The organism is Streptomyces sp. WAC 06738, assembly GCF_003945505.1.
In the GTDB taxonomy this organism is placed as follows: Bacteria; Actinomycetota; Actinomycetes; order Streptomycetales; family Streptomycetaceae; genus Streptomyces.
Window position 1 is genome coordinate 1,209,793 of the sequence record NZ_CP029618.1, and the last position, 14,211, is coordinate 1,224,003.

13 protein-coding genes and 1 pseudogene are annotated in these 14,211 nt (G+C 74.9%); 6 read left to right on the forward strand and 8 right to left on the reverse strand.

What is annotated here, in order from left to right; translation table 11 throughout:
* Nucleotides 1-107 precede the first annotated feature (107 nt).
* Nucleotides 108-872, reverse strand: a complete 765-nt coding sequence (locus DMB38_RS04950; RefSeq protein WP_125934120.1) for a class I SAM-dependent methyltransferase — start codon at nt 870-872, stop codon at nt 108-110.
* Between the two features lie 110 nt (nt 873-982).
* Here DMB38_RS04950 and DMB38_RS04955 point away from each other — a divergent pair, with 110 nt between their 5' ends.
* Nucleotides 983-1,585: a 2'-5' RNA ligase family protein gene (locus DMB38_RS04955; RefSeq protein WP_125934121.1), complete on the forward strand. Its 603-nt coding sequence runs from the start codon at nt 983-985 to the stop codon at nt 1,583-1,585.
* A 36-nt stretch (nt 1,586-1,621) separates the two neighbouring features.
* Here the strand turns inward: DMB38_RS04955 and DMB38_RS04960 are convergent, their stop codons facing one another.
* Nucleotides 1,622-2,023 (reverse strand): helix-turn-helix domain-containing protein, encoded by a 402-nt coding sequence (locus tag DMB38_RS04960; protein WP_047014976.1) that lies wholly within the window; start codon nt 2,021-2,023, stop codon nt 1,622-1,624.
* A gap of 97 nt (nt 2,024-2,120) precedes the next feature.
* Between DMB38_RS04960 and DMB38_RS04965 the strand changes: the two genes are divergently transcribed.
* Nucleotides 2,121-2,771 (forward strand): NAD(P)H-binding protein, encoded by a 651-nt coding sequence (locus tag DMB38_RS04965; protein WP_125934122.1) that lies wholly within the window; start codon nt 2,121-2,123, stop codon nt 2,769-2,771.
* 49 nt (nt 2,772-2,820) lie between these two features.
* Here DMB38_RS04965 and DMB38_RS04970 read toward each other — a convergent pair whose 3' ends face one another.
* Nucleotides 2,821-3,825 carry a helix-turn-helix domain-containing protein gene (locus tag DMB38_RS04970; RefSeq protein ID WP_125934123.1) on the reverse strand — a complete coding sequence of 335 codons (1,005 nt, stop codon included), beginning with the start codon at nt 3,823-3,825 and terminating at the stop codon, nt 2,821-2,823.
* A 34-nt stretch (nt 3,826-3,859) separates the two neighbouring features.
* Between DMB38_RS04970 and DMB38_RS04975 the strand changes: the two genes are divergently transcribed.
* Nucleotides 3,860-5,299: an amino acid permease gene (locus tag DMB38_RS04975; protein WP_240661979.1), complete on the forward strand. Its 1,440-nt coding sequence runs from the start codon at nt 3,860-3,862 to the stop codon at nt 5,297-5,299.
* Between the two features lie 87 nt (nt 5,300-5,386).
* On the opposite strand, the gene DMB38_RS04980 is transcribed toward DMB38_RS04975, so the two are convergent.
* Complete coding sequence (locus DMB38_RS04980; RefSeq protein WP_125934124.1) at nt 5,387-6,007, reverse strand: DsbA family protein; 621 nt, start codon at nt 6,005-6,007, stop codon at nt 5,387-5,389.
* A 112-nt stretch (nt 6,008-6,119) separates the two neighbouring features.
* Between DMB38_RS04980 and DMB38_RS04985 the strand changes: the two genes are divergently transcribed.
* Both DMB38_RS04985 and DMB38_RS04990 read left to right on the forward strand, forming a co-directional pair.
* Nucleotides 6,120-6,644, forward strand: coding sequence for an AAA family ATPase (locus DMB38_RS04985; RefSeq protein WP_206337798.1), 525 nt, complete (start codon nt 6,120-6,122; stop codon nt 6,642-6,644).
* Nucleotides 6,645-6,755: 111 nt separating this feature from the next.
* Nucleotides 6,756-7,496 carry a metallophosphoesterase family protein gene (locus DMB38_RS04990; RefSeq protein ID WP_125934125.1) on the forward strand — a complete coding sequence of 247 codons (741 nt, stop codon included), beginning with the start codon at nt 6,756-6,758 and terminating at the stop codon, nt 7,494-7,496.
* 113 nt (nt 7,497-7,609) lie between these two features.
* On the opposite strand, the gene DMB38_RS04995 is transcribed toward DMB38_RS04990, so the two are convergent.
* Together DMB38_RS04995 and DMB38_RS05000 are read right to left on the reverse strand one after the other, a co-directional pair.
* A complete protein-coding gene (locus tag DMB38_RS04995) occupies nt 7,610-8,611 on the reverse strand; it encodes a slipin family protein (RefSeq protein WP_125934126.1) in 1,002 nt (333 codons plus the stop codon).
* Nucleotides 8,612-8,830: 219 nt separating this feature from the next.
* A pseudogene (locus DMB38_RS05000) lies at nt 8,831-9,747 on the reverse strand (S1 family peptidase).
* A 523-nt stretch (nt 9,748-10,270) separates the two neighbouring features.
* Here DMB38_RS05000 and sepF point away from each other — a divergent pair.
* A complete protein-coding gene (sepF, locus tag DMB38_RS05005) occupies nt 10,271-10,717 on the forward strand; it encodes a cell division protein SepF (RefSeq protein ID WP_125934127.1) in 447 nt (148 codons plus the stop codon).
* A 64-nt stretch (nt 10,718-10,781) separates the two neighbouring features.
* On the opposite strand, the gene DMB38_RS05010 is transcribed toward sepF, so the two are convergent.
* Nucleotides 10,782-11,972: an acyl-CoA dehydrogenase family protein gene (locus DMB38_RS05010; protein ID WP_125934128.1), complete on the reverse strand. Its 1,191-nt coding sequence runs from the start codon at nt 11,970-11,972 to the stop codon at nt 10,782-10,784.
* Nucleotides 11,920-13,788 carry an MFS transporter gene (locus DMB38_RS05015; RefSeq protein WP_125934129.1) on the reverse strand — a complete coding sequence of 623 codons (1,869 nt, stop codon included), beginning with the start codon at nt 13,786-13,788 and terminating at the stop codon, nt 11,920-11,922. The genes DMB38_RS05010 and DMB38_RS05015 overlap by 53 nt, the downstream gene beginning before the upstream one ends.
* Between the last annotated feature and the right edge of the window lie 423 nt (nt 13,789-14,211).

Below are 14,211 nucleotides of genomic sequence, written 5' to 3' on the forward strand. Positions count from 1 at the left end.
GTGAGAAAGCTAGGAACCGGCGGGCCTCGCCGGCGTCCCGCCGGAGAGCCCACCCGGCGGGTAGCTCTCAGGTATGACGGGTACGGGCGGCGCGCCGCCGCCCCCGCTCAGTCCCGCAGCACGGCCCGGTCGACCAGCGTGACCAGCGGCACCTCGAACTCCGCGCGCTGCGTCTCGGGCCGCGCCGCCAGGTAGCCCCGTACCCGCGCGAGCAACTGCGCCCGCTCGTCCTCCGGGAGCAGCAGCAGCCGCGAGTGGGTGGCGACCATCGCGGTCAGCGAATCGCGCGTGTACCGCAGCCGGTTGGGGAACCGCTGCCGCTGCACCGGCTCGTACCGCTCGTGGGCCGGCACCTCCACCTCGTCCGCCAGGTCGGCGAAGGACGCCTCGCCGCGCGTGACCTCGTCGAGGCCGATGATCCAGTCCACGTCGCGGTCGCCCCCGTTCCACAGCCCGGCGACCACACCGCCCGGCCGCAGCACGCGGGCGATCTCCGGCAGCGCCCGCTCCGGGTCGAACCAGTGGAACGCCTGCCCGACCAGCACCGCGTCCACCGAGGCGGCCGGCAGCGGGATCCGCTCCGCCGTCCCCTCGTGCACCGGCACGTCCGGCAGCGCGCGCCGCAACTCCGCCCGCATCGCCGCGTCCGGCTCGACGGCCGTGGCCGGCACGCCCTCCGCGACCAGCGCGGCGGTCAGCTTGCCGGTGCCGGCCGCGAGGTCCAGGACGTGCGGTCCTTCGCGGTCCGCCACCGGTGCCAGGGCCCAACGGACCGCGGCCGCCGGGTAGTCGGGGCGGAACTCGGCGTAGGCCGCGGCCTGGCCGCCGAAGGAGGAGGCGCGCCGCCGGTGCAGCTCGTGGTCCGTAGTCATGATCGGTACGGTACGCGGTGCGCGAAGACGCCGGAGAGACGTTTTCCACGAGCCGCCGGGCACGGGAACCGCCCTGGGAGCCCCGGGCGCCACCGCCGTACGATCCCCCCATGCCACGCGCGCGCACCGAACCCGCAGCGGACGCCGAGGCGGACGCGGACGCCGAGGGCTGGCCCACCGCGCCCGGCACGACGGCGCTCAGCGTGTCGCTGCCCGAGGTGGACCCCGTCGTACGGAACTGGCGCGCCCGCTACGACACCGCCGCCGCCCACGGCGGCACCGCCCACGTCACCGTCCTCTACCCGTTCCTCCACCGCGACCGCGTCGACGCGCCCGTACGCACCGCGCTGCGGCGGCTGTTCGCCGCCCACGAGCCGTTCGAGGTGACGTTCGCGCGCTGCGCCCGCTTCCCCGGGGTGCTGTACCTCGTCCCCGAGCCGGACGACCCGCTGCGGGCGCTGACGAAGGCGGTCGTCGAGCAGTGGCCGGAGCACCCGCCGTACGGCGGCCTCTTCGGCGACCTCGACCCGCACCTCACGGTCGCCAACGGCGGCGGCGACGCGGTGCACGCGGCGATCGAGGCGGACCTCGCGCCCCGGCTGCCGGTGGCGGCGCGGGTACGGGCGGTGGACCTGGTGGCGTACGACGGGCGGCGGTGGCGGGAGTGGCTGCGCTTCCCGCTGGGCGGCCGGGAGCCGGGGCACGGCGGATAGGGGCGTACGCCGGGGACGTACGGGACCGCCCGGAGCTCAGGCCCCCGCGGCGCCCGCGGCCTCCGCGGTCCCCGAACGCCGCTCGTACGCCTCCCTGGCGTCCAGCAGTTCGTCCCAGTGCTCCGCCGCCCACGCGCACGCCGCCCGCAGCGGCTCCAGCATGCTCCGCCCCAGCGGCGTCAGCGCGTACTCCACCCGCTGCGGCGGCCCCTCGTACACCGTCCGCGCCACCAGCCCGTCCCGCTCCAGGGACCGCAGCGACCGCGTCATCATCTTGGGCGTCACCCGCCGCAGCGGGACACGGAGTTCCGAGTAGCGGCGCGGCCCGCCCTCCAGGCACGCGAGGATCAGGCCGCCCCACTTGTCGCCGAAGCGGAACGGCAGTACCGACGACGGGCACAGCTCGTCGAACATGTCGGGGCGCAGCGGCTCGCTCATCCCGCCAGCGTAGGCGGCGCCCCCGGTATCCCGGAGGAAACCGGGTGCCCGGTTAGCGTGCGGCGGACGACGACGGCCGAGCGGCGGGAGGCAGCGGATGGGCAGGATCGTGGTGTACGGGGCGGGCGGCAGGGCCGGTCGCCGGGCGGTGGCGGAGGCGTGGCGGCGCGGGCACGAGGTGGTGGCCGTGGTGCGGGACCCGGCGAAGCACGAGGGCGTCGCGGGCGAAGGCATACGGCTGGTGGCCGGCGACGCGGCGGACGTGGAGGCGGTGGCCGCCACGGCGGCCGGCTGCACCGCGGCGATCGCCGCGGCGGCGGTCTACGGGGAGGGCACGGACCCGGACGCCTTCTTCCGCGCCTCGGCGAAGGCGCTGGTGGCCGGTCTCGGCCGGGCGGAGGTGCCGCGGCTGGTGCTGGTCGGTCTGGCGTCGCTGCTGCCGGACGCGACGGGCCGCCGGATGCTGGACGACCCGGCGTTCCCGGCGGAGTTCCGCCCCTTCTGCGAGGCGCACGCGGCGGGTCTGGACCTCCTCCGTACGGCGCCGCCCGAGCTGGACTGGCTCTACGTCAGTCCCGCCGGCGACTTCGATCACGACGCCGGCCGCACGGAGGCCGGCTACCGCGTCCACCCCCACGGCGACGCGGGGGAGCGCATCTCGTACCCGGACTTCGCTGTCGCCCTGCTGGACGAGGCGGAGTCGCCCCGCCACAGCCGTACGCACCTGGCGGTGACCGGGGCCTCCTGACGGGCCGCGGGCCGGGCCGGTCACCGCGCTCCCGGGCGCCGCGCTTGCGTCACCGCGCCCGATCCCGGAACACGTGCCGGTACGTGCGCGGCGACACCCCCGTCCGCCGGGCGAACTGGTGCCGCAGGTTCGCCGCGCTCCCCAGCCCCGCGCGCCGTGCCACCGCCTCCACCGGCACGTCCGTGGTCTCCAGCAGCTCCTGCGCCAGCCGGACGCGCTCCTGCAGCAGCCACTGCAGCGGCGTGACGCCGAGGGTGTCGCGGAACCGGCGGGCGAAGGTCCGCTCGGCGAGGTGCGCGGTGCGGGCGAGCGCGGCCACGGTCAGCGGCTCGTGGAGCCGGGCGCGGGCCCAGTCGAGCACGGGTGCCAGCCCGTGGCCGGCCGCCGCGGGGCGGGCCGGGGCCGGCGGCAGCTTGGCGTACTGGGCCTGGCCGCCCTCGCGGTGCGGGGGTACGACCATACGCCGGGCGACCTCGTTGGCGACGGCGGCGCCGTGGTCGCGACGGACGAGGTGGAGGCAGAGGTCGACGGCGGCGCCGGTGCCCGCGGAGGTGAAGACGGGGCCGTCCTCGCAGTACAGGGCGTCGGCTTCGACGCGGACGCCGGGGAAGCGGTGGGCGAAGTCGGCGGCGTTCATCCAGTGGGTCGTCGCGCGGCGCCCGTCCAGCACGCCGGCCGCCGCCGGTACGTACGCGCCCGCGCACAAAGTGACGATCCGCTTGCCCGCCTCGTACGCCTTCCGCACCGCGGCGACGAGGCCGGGCGGCGGGTCGAGCTGGAGGCTGCGGGTCAGCCCGGGGATGAGCACGGTGTCGGCCTCCGCCAGGTCGGCGAGGCCGTACGGGCTCTGCAGGAGCAGCCCGGGCGCGGTGGCCAGCGGCCCCGGCTGGGCGGCGCACAGGCGCAGCTCGTACCAGGGATCGGCGAGGTCGCTCCGGTCGAGGCCGAAGACCTCGCAGGGGACGGCGAGTTCGTAGGCGGGGGTGCCGTCCGTGACGGCGACCCCGACGACGTGGCGGGGCACCGTCGGGGGCTTCGGAGGCGGCGGAGACATGGCAGGAATTTAGCGCAGGGAGGCATTTCTGCCCATGGCCGCGCGGGGTGCGGACGGGCGAGGCTCCGGTCATGGCCGACACGACCAGCGGCGCCGCCCCGGCGGCCGGCGCCGAGCCGCCGCACGCCGCGGCCCCGGTACGCCCGGGGCGTACCCCGGGACGCCCGGGGGCCGCGGCCCGGAGCCCGCCTCTCCGGGCCGCGCGCACTCCCCCGGCGGCCTCACCGCGGCGCAGGGCACCGCGATGTACGTCGGCGCCGTCCTCGGCACCGGCGTCATCACCCTGCCCGCGCTCGCCGCCGACACCGCCGGCCCCGCCTCCCTCGTCGCGTGGGCCGCGCTCGTCCTCGTCTCCGTGCCGCTGGCCGCCACCTTCGCCGCCCTCGGCGCCCGCCACCCGGATTCCGGCGGCGTCTCGACGTACGCCAGGCTCGCCTTCGGCGAGCGCGCCGCGACGGTCGTCGGCTGGTGCTTCTTCCTCGCGATACCGCCGGGCGCCGCGGCCGCCGCGCTCTTCGGCGGCGCGTACGTCTCCGCCGCCCTGGGCGGCGGCACGGCGACGACCACCGCCACCGCGGCCGGGCTGATGGCCGCCGTCACGGCCGCCAACGCCGCGGGGCTGAAGGTGACGGGACGGCTGCAACTGGCGCTCGCGGTGCTGCTCGTCGTCCTGCTGCTGACCGCGGTGCTGCTGTCGCTCCCCCATGCCCGTACGGACAATCTGCGCCCCTTCGCGCCGCACGGCTGGACCGCCGTCGCGCCGGCCGCGGCGCTGCTGGTGTGGAGCTTCGCGGGCTGGGAGGCGATCACGCACCTGGCGGGCGAGTTCCGCCGGCCGGCCCGCGACCTGCCGCGTGCGACGGGTGCGGCGGTCGCGCTGGTCGGCGTGCTGTATCTGTCCGTCGCCTTCGCCGTCGTGGCGGTGCTCGGCCCGGCCGCGGCGGACTCGGACGCGCCGCTGGGCGACCTCATGGCCCGCGGCCTCGGCGGCCCGGCCCGTCATCTGGCGGCGGGCGCCGCGCTGCTCCTCACCCTCGGCGTCATGAACGTCTACTACGCGGGCGCCGCCAAGCTCGGCGCCGCCCTCGGCCGCGACGGTGCGCTGCCGGCGAAGCTGGCGCGGGGCAGCGAGGCCGGGGAGGTGCCGCGGCGCAGCCTGGCGGTGATCTCGGCGCCGGCGTTCGCGGCGCTGGCGGCGGTGACGCTGACGGACACCGGCACGAAGCCGCTGGTGCTCTTCACCACGGGCTCGTTCACCACGGTGTACGCGGTGGGGGTGGCGGCCGCGTTCCGGCTGCTGCCGCGCGGCAGCGCCGGGCGGAAGGCGGCGGTGCCCGCGCTGGTCGCGGTCGGGGCGCTGCTGGTGGCCTCGGGTCCGTACCTGCTGTGGCCGCTGGCGGTGACGGCGGGGGCCTGGCTGTACACAAGACGCCGCCGGCCGGCGACGGGGGCCGGTCCGTCGGCACACGGGTAAGGACCGGGTGCCCTTGGCACCCGGTCCTTACCGGCACGTTCGCTCGATCGCCGACCGCTCGGCGGCGACCGTCCAGCCGCGGGCTGCTCAGTCGAAGTTCAGGTCGCCGGTGCGCGTCCGCTTCAGCTCGAAGAAGTTCGGGAACGACGCCATGGCCACCGCCCCGTCGAAGATCCGCACCGCTTCCTCGCCCCGCGGGATGGAGGTCATCACGGGCCCGAAGAACGCCACGCCGTCGATGTGGATGGTCGGCGTGCCGACGTCCTCGCCGACCGGGTCCATGCCCTCGTGGTGGCTCTTGCGCAGCGCCTCGTCGTACTTGTCGCTCTCCGCCGCCTCGGCCAGCTCGGCCGGCAGGCCCACCTCGGCCAGGGCGTCCTTGACGACGGTCTCGTAGTCCTTCTCGCCCCCGTTGTGGATGCGGGTGCCGAGCGCGGTGTAGAGGTCGCGCAGGACGTCCTCGCCGTGCTGCTGGGCGGCGGCGATACAGACCCGCACCGGGCCCCACGCCTTGTCGAGCAGCTCCCGGTACCACTCCGGCAGGTCGCGGCCCTCGTTGAGCACGGACAGGCTCATCACCCGGAAGCGCAGGTCGATGTCCCGCTGCCGTTCCACTTCGATGATCCAGCGCGAGGTGATCCACGCGAACGGACAGGCGGGGTCGAAGTAGAAGTCGACCTTGGGCTTTTCACCGGCGGCAGCCGCCATGGGCCATCTCCCTGCTGTGGTACGGATAGTCGCGACGTTGACGCGAAGGTCAACGCCGGACATCCCCGCCGCATTCCGAGGAGCCGCCATTTTCCCCGACACCCCGGCGGTCCTGCTGCTGACCGGCGTCCAGGCCGCCGGCAAGTCCACCGTCGCCCAGTTGATCGCCGAACGGCTGCCGCGCTCGGCGCACGTCCGCGGCGACGTCTTCCGCCGGATGGTCGTCGGCGGACGCGCCGAGATGACGCCGGAGGGGGCGCCGGAGGCGCTGCGGCAGTTGCGGCTGCGGTACGGGCTGATGGCCCGTACCGCGGACGCGTACGCGGCGGCGGGGTTCACGTCGGTGGCCCAGGACGTGGTGCTGGGCGCCGAGCTGCCGCGGACCGCGGCGCTCTTCCGTACGGACCCGCTGCTCGTCGTCGTCCTGGCACCGCGCCCGGCGGCGGTGGCGGCCCGCGAGGCGGGACGGGCGAAGACGGCGTACGGGCCCGCGTGGGGCGTACGGGAGCTGGACGGCGTGCTGCGCGACGAGACCCCGCGCCTCGGGCTGTGGCTGGACACCTCGGACCAGACGCCTGCGGAGACGGCGGACGAGATCCTGGCCCGCGCCTGGCAGGAGGCCCGCGTCGAGCGCTGACGCGCCCCGCGCCGGCACCTGCCGTACGGGCGCCCCTCCCCCGGCTGCCGCGCCGCCCTGCTCTCAGCGAATCCCCCCGCGCGCCGCCGCGCCGCCCGGCACCCTGGTCGCATGCCCGAGACCGTCGCCGTACTCTCCGACATCCACGGCGTGCTGCCGGCCCTCGAAGCCGTGCTCGCCGAACCCGACGTACGCGCCGCGGACGCCGTCGTGCTCACCGGCGACCTCGCCGCGGGACCGCTCCCCGACCGCACCCTCGACGCCCTGACCGCGCTCGGCGACCGCGCCGTGTGGGTCGGCGGCAACGCCGACCGGGAGCTGGTCGAGTACCGCCGCGGATCCCGCGCCGGCATCCCCGATCCGATCGCCCCGTGGGCGGCGGAGCAGTTGCGCGGGGAGCAGGTCGAGCTGCTGGCCGCGCTGCCGGCGAGCGCGACGCTGCCGGTCGGCGGCCTCGGGCAGGTGTACTTCTGCCACGCCACCCCGCGCGCCGACGACGAACGTGTCCTCGTGGACTCGGCGGCGGGACGCTGGGCGGAGGTGCTGGGCGGCCTCGGGCCCGAGGTGGAGACCGTGGTGCTCGGGCACACGCACATGCCGTTCGCCCGGCTCACCCACGGCCGGCTCGTGGTCAACCCGGGCAGCGTCGGCATGCCGTACGGCCGCCCCGGCGCCCACTGGGCGCTGCTCGGCCGGGGCGGCGCGGCGCTGCGGCGGACGGCGTACGACTACGGGGCGGCCTGCGCCCGCATCGCGGCGGAGTCCGGCTACGCGGAGGCGGCGGCGTGGGCGGACGCATACGTGTGGGCACGCAACTCCGCGGAGGACGCACTCGCGGCGTTCGGTGACTGACCGCGCAGCGCGGACCGCCGAACGCCGCCCGCAGGCCGCGTCGGGCCGGCACCCCGCAGGGTCCGGCCCCGTACACCCGGTCCCGGGACCGTACGAACCGCGACCGCGCCCGTTCAGTCCTCCCGGTCCTCCCCGTCCTCCCGGTCCTGCTGTGGCGGCTCCAGTTCCTCGGCCGTCACCGCGTCCCCGGGGCTCCCCAGCTCCCTCTTCTCGACCATGCCCAGCGGGTCGATCGGGTCCACCGGCGCCGGCACGTCCTCGTTCTCGCCTTCCTCCGCCCCGGCCCCCGCGCCGTCCGCCGCCGCAGGCGGCCCGCCGGCGGCCGGGGCGCCTGCCGTCCCCTGCCCGGCCAGGCCGGACTGCGCCCGCTCCAGGAACCGCAGCAGCTCCACCGGGAACGGCAGCACCAGGGTCGAGTTCTTCTCCGCCGCCACGGCGCCCACCGTCTGCAGCAGCCGGAGCTGCAGCGCAGACGGGTGGTCCGCCATCTGCTCCGCCGCCTGCGCCAGCTTCCGGGACGCCTGCAGCTCCGCGTCGGCGTTGATGACCCGCGCGCGCCGATCGCGCGCCGCCTCCGCCTGCCGGGCCATGGAGCGCTTCATGGTCTCGGGCAGCGACACGTCCTTGATCTCGACCCGGTCGATGGTCACGCCCCACTCCACGGCCGGGCTGTCGATCATCAGCTCCAGGCCCTGGTTGAGCTTCTCGCGGTTGGAGAGCAGGTCGTCCAGCTCGCTCTTGCCGATGATCGACCGCAGCGAGGTCTGCGCCATCTGGGAGACCGCGAAGCGGTAGTCCTCGACCTGGATGACGGCGTCGGCCGGGGCCACGACCTTGAAGTAGACGACCGCGTCGACCCGGACCGTCACGTTGTCGCGGGTGATGCCCTCCTGGGCGGGGATGGGCAGGGTCACGATCTGCATGCTGACCTTACGCATCCGGTCGACGAACGGGATGATCATCACGAAGCCCGGGCCGCGCAGCCCGGGTCTGAGCCGCCCCAGGCGGAAGACGAGCCCGCGCTCGTACTGCTTCACCACCCGGGATCCCGCCATCAAGTAGATAACCCCGAGGCAGACGATGGTCACCGCCGCTGCGATCAGTGCCTCGATCATCACGGCTCCCTGCGTTGCGTGCGAGTCGGCCGATCTCCGTCAACGGTAGCCCCGCCGCCGCGCCGGAGACAGTTTTCGGAGGCACCCTCCGGGTATCCGCGGCCGGGCGCGCCCGTCAGGCCCGGAAGACGGCACCGCCCCCGCCCGGTGGGGGTCCGGGCGGGGGCGGCGGCCGGGGCGCTCAGGCCCCGTGCGTCGGGTTCGGCAGATGCCCGGGGGTCAGTAGACGCTCACCCCGTAGGCGTTCAGCGCCTCCACGACCGGCTGGAAGAACGTCGTGCCGCCGCTCGAGCAGTTGCCGCTGCCGCCGGAGGTGAGGCCGAGGGCCGTCGTGCCGGAGAACAGCGGGCCGCCGGAGTCGCCGGGCTCGGCGCACACGTTGGTGCGGACCATGCCGTAGACGACGTCGCCGCCGCCGTAGTTCACGGTCTGGTTCAGCGCCGTGACGCTGCCGCTGTGGACGCCGGTGGTGGAGCCGCTGCGCCGCACGGACTGGCCGACGGTCGCGTTGGCCGCGCTGGTGATGTCCTGCGTGGTGCCGTTGTACAGGTCGACGGTGCCGGGGTGGGTCTGCGCCGTGTTGCTGTACCTGACCAGCCCGTAGTCGTTCGTCGGGAAGCTCGACCCGGCGGTCGGGCCGATGGTGGTGGTGCGGCCGGAGTTGCTCCACCAGGTGCCCGCGCCGTCGGTGCAGTGGCCGGCGGTGACGAAGTAGTACGTGCTGCCGCTGCGGACGTTGAAGCCGAGCGAGCAGCGCCAGCCGGAGGCGTAGATGGCCTGGCCGCCGTTGATGTAGCGCTGGAGCTTGCCCTTCATGCGCTCGATCCGCAGCGCGCTGGCGTCGGCGCCCGCGGTCCGCTTGATGCGGGCCACCTCGGCGTTGGTCACGGTCTCGTCGATGCTGACGACGAGGGTGCCGGTCTTCTTGTCGACGCCCCAGGCGGTGCCGCCGACGTCGGCCGCGAGCACCGCGTCGTCGGCTCTGGCCAGGGTCGCGGCACTGAAGCCCTCGGGGGCTGGGCGGCGCCCGACGCCGGTACCGCGAGCGCGGCGCCGGCCAGGGCGGCGGTCAGCGCGGCGACCAGCCGCAGTCGCTTCTTGGTGCCGCTCAGTGGGGGTGTGCGCTTGATCCTCACTCAATCCTCCGAGTGTGCTCGGGGACCCGCCGGCGGGCAGGTCCGTGAGGCGCAGCCACGGGGCGGAGAAAACACGGAAGGGCTCGCCCGGCCGGCATGTGCGCCGGCCGTGGGGGTGCGGCCCCTTATTTTCGTCGTGCCCCTGACAAGCGCTGCTGAGAGTATTCAGACGATGACAGGTGTGCACAAGTAGGCACTGGCACATGTTTGCGTAAACGCGCCCCCGGCCCCGTCCGACCGGCCAGGCCGGGCCGCCTACCACTCGATCAGCGAGGAAACCACCCGAGCGGAGGCCGAAACACCCGTCCGGCCCCGCGGAAATCTCCTGTCACCCCGTCAGGCCCCCTGCGCTGGGGGAACTCTGACGAACCGACAGCCGTTTCTGTGCCAGTACTGTCACGAACCCGGCCCGTGCCCTCTATCTGATTGGCACATCATCCGCATCATGGATGACCATAGGTGAGCGGACAGACATCCCCGGACTCCGGGGACAGCCCACGCCGCGGGAGAGAGAGGAGGCGTCATGGGATCGGTACGCAGGGCTAGTGCCTGGCTCGGCCTCGTCGACGACAACGAAGACGAGCGCTACTACGACGGGTACGAAGACGACAGCTCGGACACCCCCCAGCAAGACGCCGCCTGGACGACGGACCCGCGCGTGCGCGTGGCGTCCCAGGTCGCCCAGGAGAAGGGGCGCCGTATCGCCACCGTGTCGCCGGACGGGTTCCGCGACGCGCGCGGAATCGGCGAGCTCTTCCGCGAGGGCGTCCCCGTCATCGTGAACCTCACGATGCTGGAGGCCGCCGACGCCAAGCGGGTCGTCGACTTCGCGGCGGGGCTGACCTTCGGGCTGCGCGGCTCGATCGAGCGGGTGGCGACGCGGGTGTTCCTGCTCACCCCCGCGGAGTACGCGATCGTCCCGGGCGAGGTGCCCCGCTCCACGCAGGGCGGGTTCTTCAACCAGAGCTGACGCGACGGCCGTTGCGGAGGGCCGCGGAAGAAGACGGCGGAAGACCGGGGCTGGGCCGTACGGCTCAGCCCCGGAACGCGTCCAGCCCCGTCAGCGCCTTGCCCAGCACGAGCTGGTGCATCTCCACCGTGCCCTCGTACGTCAGCACCGACTCCAGGTTCGTGGCGTGCCGCATCACCGGGTACTCCAGCGAGATGCCGTTCGCCCCGAGGATCGTGCGGGCCGTCCGGCAGATCTCGATCGCCTCGCGGACGTTGTTGAGCTTGCCGAAGCTGACCTGTTCCGGCCGCAGCGTGCCGGCGTCCATCCGCGTGCCGAGGTGGTGCGCGAGCAGCACGCCCTTGTGCAGTTCCACGGCCATGTCGGCGAGTTTGGCCTGGGTGAGCTGGAAGCCGCCGATGGGCTTGCCGAACTGCTCGCGGGTACGGGCGTAGTCGAGCGCCGCGTCGAAGGAGGCGCGCGCCGCGCCCATGGCGCCCCAGACGATCCCGTAGCGGGCGTGCGTCAGGCAGCTCAGCGGGCCGCGCAGCCCGGTGGCCTCCGGCAGCACCGCGTCGGCGGGCAGCCGCACCTCGTCGAGGACCAGCTCCGCGGTGACCGAGGCGCGCAGCGACCACTTGTGCCTGATCTCGGGCGCGCTGAAGCCGGGCGCGTCCGTCGGCACGGCGAAGCCGCGGATGCCGTCGTCGGTACGGGCCCACACGACGGCGACGCCGGCCACCGAGCCGTTGGTGATCCACATCTTGCGTCCGGTCAGCACCCAGTCCGAGCCGTCGCGCTTCGCGTACGTGCGCATCCCGGCCGGGTCGGAGCCGTGGTCCGGCTCGGTCAGGCCGAAGCAGCCGATGACCTCGCCGGTGGCCATCCACGGCAGCCACCGCTGCTTCTGCTCCTCGGAGCCGAACCGCCAGATGGCGTACATCGCGAGCGAGCCCTGCACGGAGACCAGCGAGCGGATGCCGGAGTCGGCGGCCTCCAGCTCCAGGCAGGCCAGCCCGTACTGCACGGCGGAGGCGCCGGCGCAGCCGTAGCCCGTGAGCGACATGCCCAGGGCGCCCATCGCGCCCAGCTCGCGGGCCAGTTCGCGGATGCCGGGCAGCTCGCCGCGCTCGTACCAGTCGGCGATGTGCGGCAGCACGCGGTCGGCGGCCCAGCCGCGCACGGTGTCGCGGACGGCGATGTCCTCGGGGCCGAGGAGGTCGTCAACTCCCAGCGGATCGGCGGGGTTGAACGGCGGCGTAGTGCTTGAGCCCATGGCTGTCGTCCTCCGGCGGTCCCTCGGGGTCACGGCCCGACGCTACTTGCGCGTATTCGGCGTCGTCCAGCCTCGCCGCACGCGGCGTGACCTCTTGCACACGCCGTACGCGCGGTGGCCGCGCACCCCGCCCCCACGGGCGGGCGCCGCCGTCCCGCACGCCGTCCGCCGCACCCCGCTCCCGGCGCACCCCGGCCGGGGCCGCGGAACCGGCGTCCTTCGCCTCGCCTGCGTCCTTCGCCGGGCCGCCGCCCGCCTCGCCGGGCTCGCCGCACTCCATCGACCGCGGCAGCCGCAGCGCCGTGAGCGCGCCGAGCAGCAGCAGCCCGGCGCTGACGGCCAGCGTGACGTGCATGCCCTGCACGAACGCGTCCCGCGCGGCGTCCCGCAGCGTGGCCCCCGCCGCGCCGCCCAGCCCGGCCGCGGTCTCGTACGCCTCGCCGAGCGAGTTGCCGGCCGCGTCGGTGGCGCTCGACGGCACGCCGGGCACGGTGCCGAGCGCGGGCCGGTAGACGGCGTTCATGACGCTGCCGAGGAGCGCTATGCCGATGCCCGCACCGAGCTGGTACGAGGTCTCGCCGATGGCCGCGACCCCGCCGGCCTGCTCCGCGGGCGTCTCGCTGAGCATCGACTCGTACGCGCCGAAGATGGTCGTCTCCAGCCCGTACCCCAGCAGCACGAAGCCCGCGCAGAGCACCAGCGGCCGGTCCTCCTCGCCCAGGCTGATCAGGCCGGTGACGGCGACGGCGGTGACCAGGAAGCCGAGGGCGACCATGGCGCGCGGGCCGAGCCTGGCGACCATCCGGGAGCCGGCGAGGCCCGCGGCCACGGCGGCGACGGTGAGCGGGATCAGCCGCAGCCCGGTCTCCAGCGGGCTGAGGCCGAGGACGAGCTGCATGTACTGCACGGCGACGAGCTGCAGTCCCACGAGGGCCAGGAGCGCGAGCACGATGCAGCCGACGGCGGTGCCGAAGGACCGGCAGGAGATGACGTCGAAGTCGACGAGGGGGTGGGCGCGGCGGCGCTGCCTGCGGACGAAGAGGACGAGCAGGGCGCCGCCGAGGAGCAGCGGCGCGACGACGGCCGGGTGCAGCGGCCCGTCGCCCGCGCCCGCCTGCTTGAGCGCGAGGACGACGCCGAAGAGGCCGACGGCGGCGATCAGCGCGCCGAGGACGTCCCAGGGGCCCGTCCGGTCGGCGGTGGACTCCGGCAGCAGCCAGCGGCCCACGGGCACGGCGATCACCATCAGCGGGATGTTGATCAGGAAGACCGAGCCCCACCAGAAGTGCTCCAGCAGGAAGCCGCCGAGCAGCGGCCCGATGGCCGCGCCCACGGCCGCGGTGGCGCTCCACAGCCCGATGGCCGCGGCGCGCTCGCGGCGGTCGGGGAAGACCTGGCGCAGGATCGAGAGCGTGGCGGGCATGATCATGGCGCCGCCGACGCCGAGGAGGGCGCGGGCGGCGATCAGCACGTGCGGGTCGCTCGCCGCGGCGGCGAGCGCGGAGGCCAGGCCGAAGATCGCGTAGCCGAGGAGGAGCACGCGGCGGCGGCCGACGCGGTCGCCGAGGGTGCCGAAGAGGATCAGCAGGGAGGCGGCGACGAGGGGGTAGGCGTCGACGATCCACAGCAGGTCCACGGCGCCGGGCTTGAGGTCTTCCGTGAGCGCGGGGACGGCGACGTGCAGGACGGTCGCGTCGAGGGCGACGAGCAGCAGGCTGGAGCAGAGGACGGCCAGCACGGTCCAGCGTCCGGCGCCGCCGCCGTGGGCGCCGGGAGCGTCCCGCGGCGGGCTCGTGGCCGTGGCCGTCCCTGACATCTACGCACCTCCCGGACTCGCGCGAGTCGACAGCGTACGCGAGTCCTCCGGTTGCAGGCGGCGGCACTACCCGTTGAGGTGACGGCGCCCCGGGTCGCGGCGGAGGAAGCCCCTCCCCGGGCCCGGCGCCTTCCCGCCCCGCGCTGTCCCCTCCGGTCCCCGCGCGCCGGGTCCGGTCCCCCCGCGCGCCGCAGCGGCTCCCCTGACGTGCCATGATTGCGCGCCCCCGGTCCGGGAAGTCACTGGTTGAGGGCATTGCGCACGATGCGTGACGCCCGTCACACCACGGCCGGGCCGGCCGCCAGGCGAACGGTCCGCAACGGCACGGCGAATCTCCGATAAACGGAGGAGCGCGAAAAACAATTGACCGATTGGCCGCACTCAGATATTCCCAGAAAGCGGAAGACATGAGTCCTGAAATGG

Excerpts from the sequence above, each read along its gene's own strand:
- DMB38_RS05015 (WP_125934129.1), bottom strand. The coding sequence starts at position 13,788 with ATGTCAGGGACGGCCACGGCCACGAGCCCGCCGCGGGACGCTCCCGGC.
- sepF (WP_125934127.1), top strand. The coding sequence starts at position 10,271 with ATGGGATCGGTACGCAGGGCTAGTGCCTGGCTCGGCCTCGTCGACGAC.
- DMB38_RS04960 (WP_047014976.1), bottom strand. The coding sequence starts at position 2,023 with ATGAGCGAGCCGCTGCGCCCCGACATGTTCGACGAGCTGTGCCCGTCG.
- DMB38_RS04990 (WP_125934125.1), top strand. The coding sequence starts at position 6,756 with ATGCCCGAGACCGTCGCCGTACTCTCCGACATCCACGGCGTGCTGCCG.
- DMB38_RS04995 (WP_125934126.1), bottom strand. The coding sequence starts at position 8,611 with ATGATCGAGGCACTGATCGCAGCGGCGGTGACCATCGTCTGCCTCGGG.
- DMB38_RS05010 (WP_125934128.1), bottom strand. The coding sequence starts at position 11,972 with ATGGGCTCAAGCACTACGCCGCCGTTCAACCCCGCCGATCCGCTGGGA.
- DMB38_RS04970 (WP_125934123.1), bottom strand. The coding sequence starts at position 3,825 with ATGTCTCCGCCGCCTCCGAAGCCCCCGACGGTGCCCCGCCACGTCGTC.
- DMB38_RS04965 (WP_125934122.1), top strand. The coding sequence starts at position 2,121 with ATGGGCAGGATCGTGGTGTACGGGGCGGGCGGCAGGGCCGGTCGCCGG.
- DMB38_RS04975 (WP_240661979.1), top strand. The coding sequence starts at position 3,860 with ATGGCCGCGCGGGGTGCGGACGGGCGAGGCTCCGGTCATGGCCGACAC.
- DMB38_RS04955 (WP_125934121.1), top strand. The coding sequence starts at position 983 with ATGCCACGCGCGCGCACCGAACCCGCAGCGGACGCCGAGGCGGACGCG.
- DMB38_RS04950 (WP_125934120.1), bottom strand. The coding sequence starts at position 872 with ATGACTACGGACCACGAGCTGCACCGGCGGCGCGCCTCCTCCTTCGGC.
- DMB38_RS04980 (WP_125934124.1), bottom strand. The coding sequence starts at position 6,007 with ATGGCGGCTGCCGCCGGTGAAAAGCCCAAGGTCGACTTCTACTTCGAC.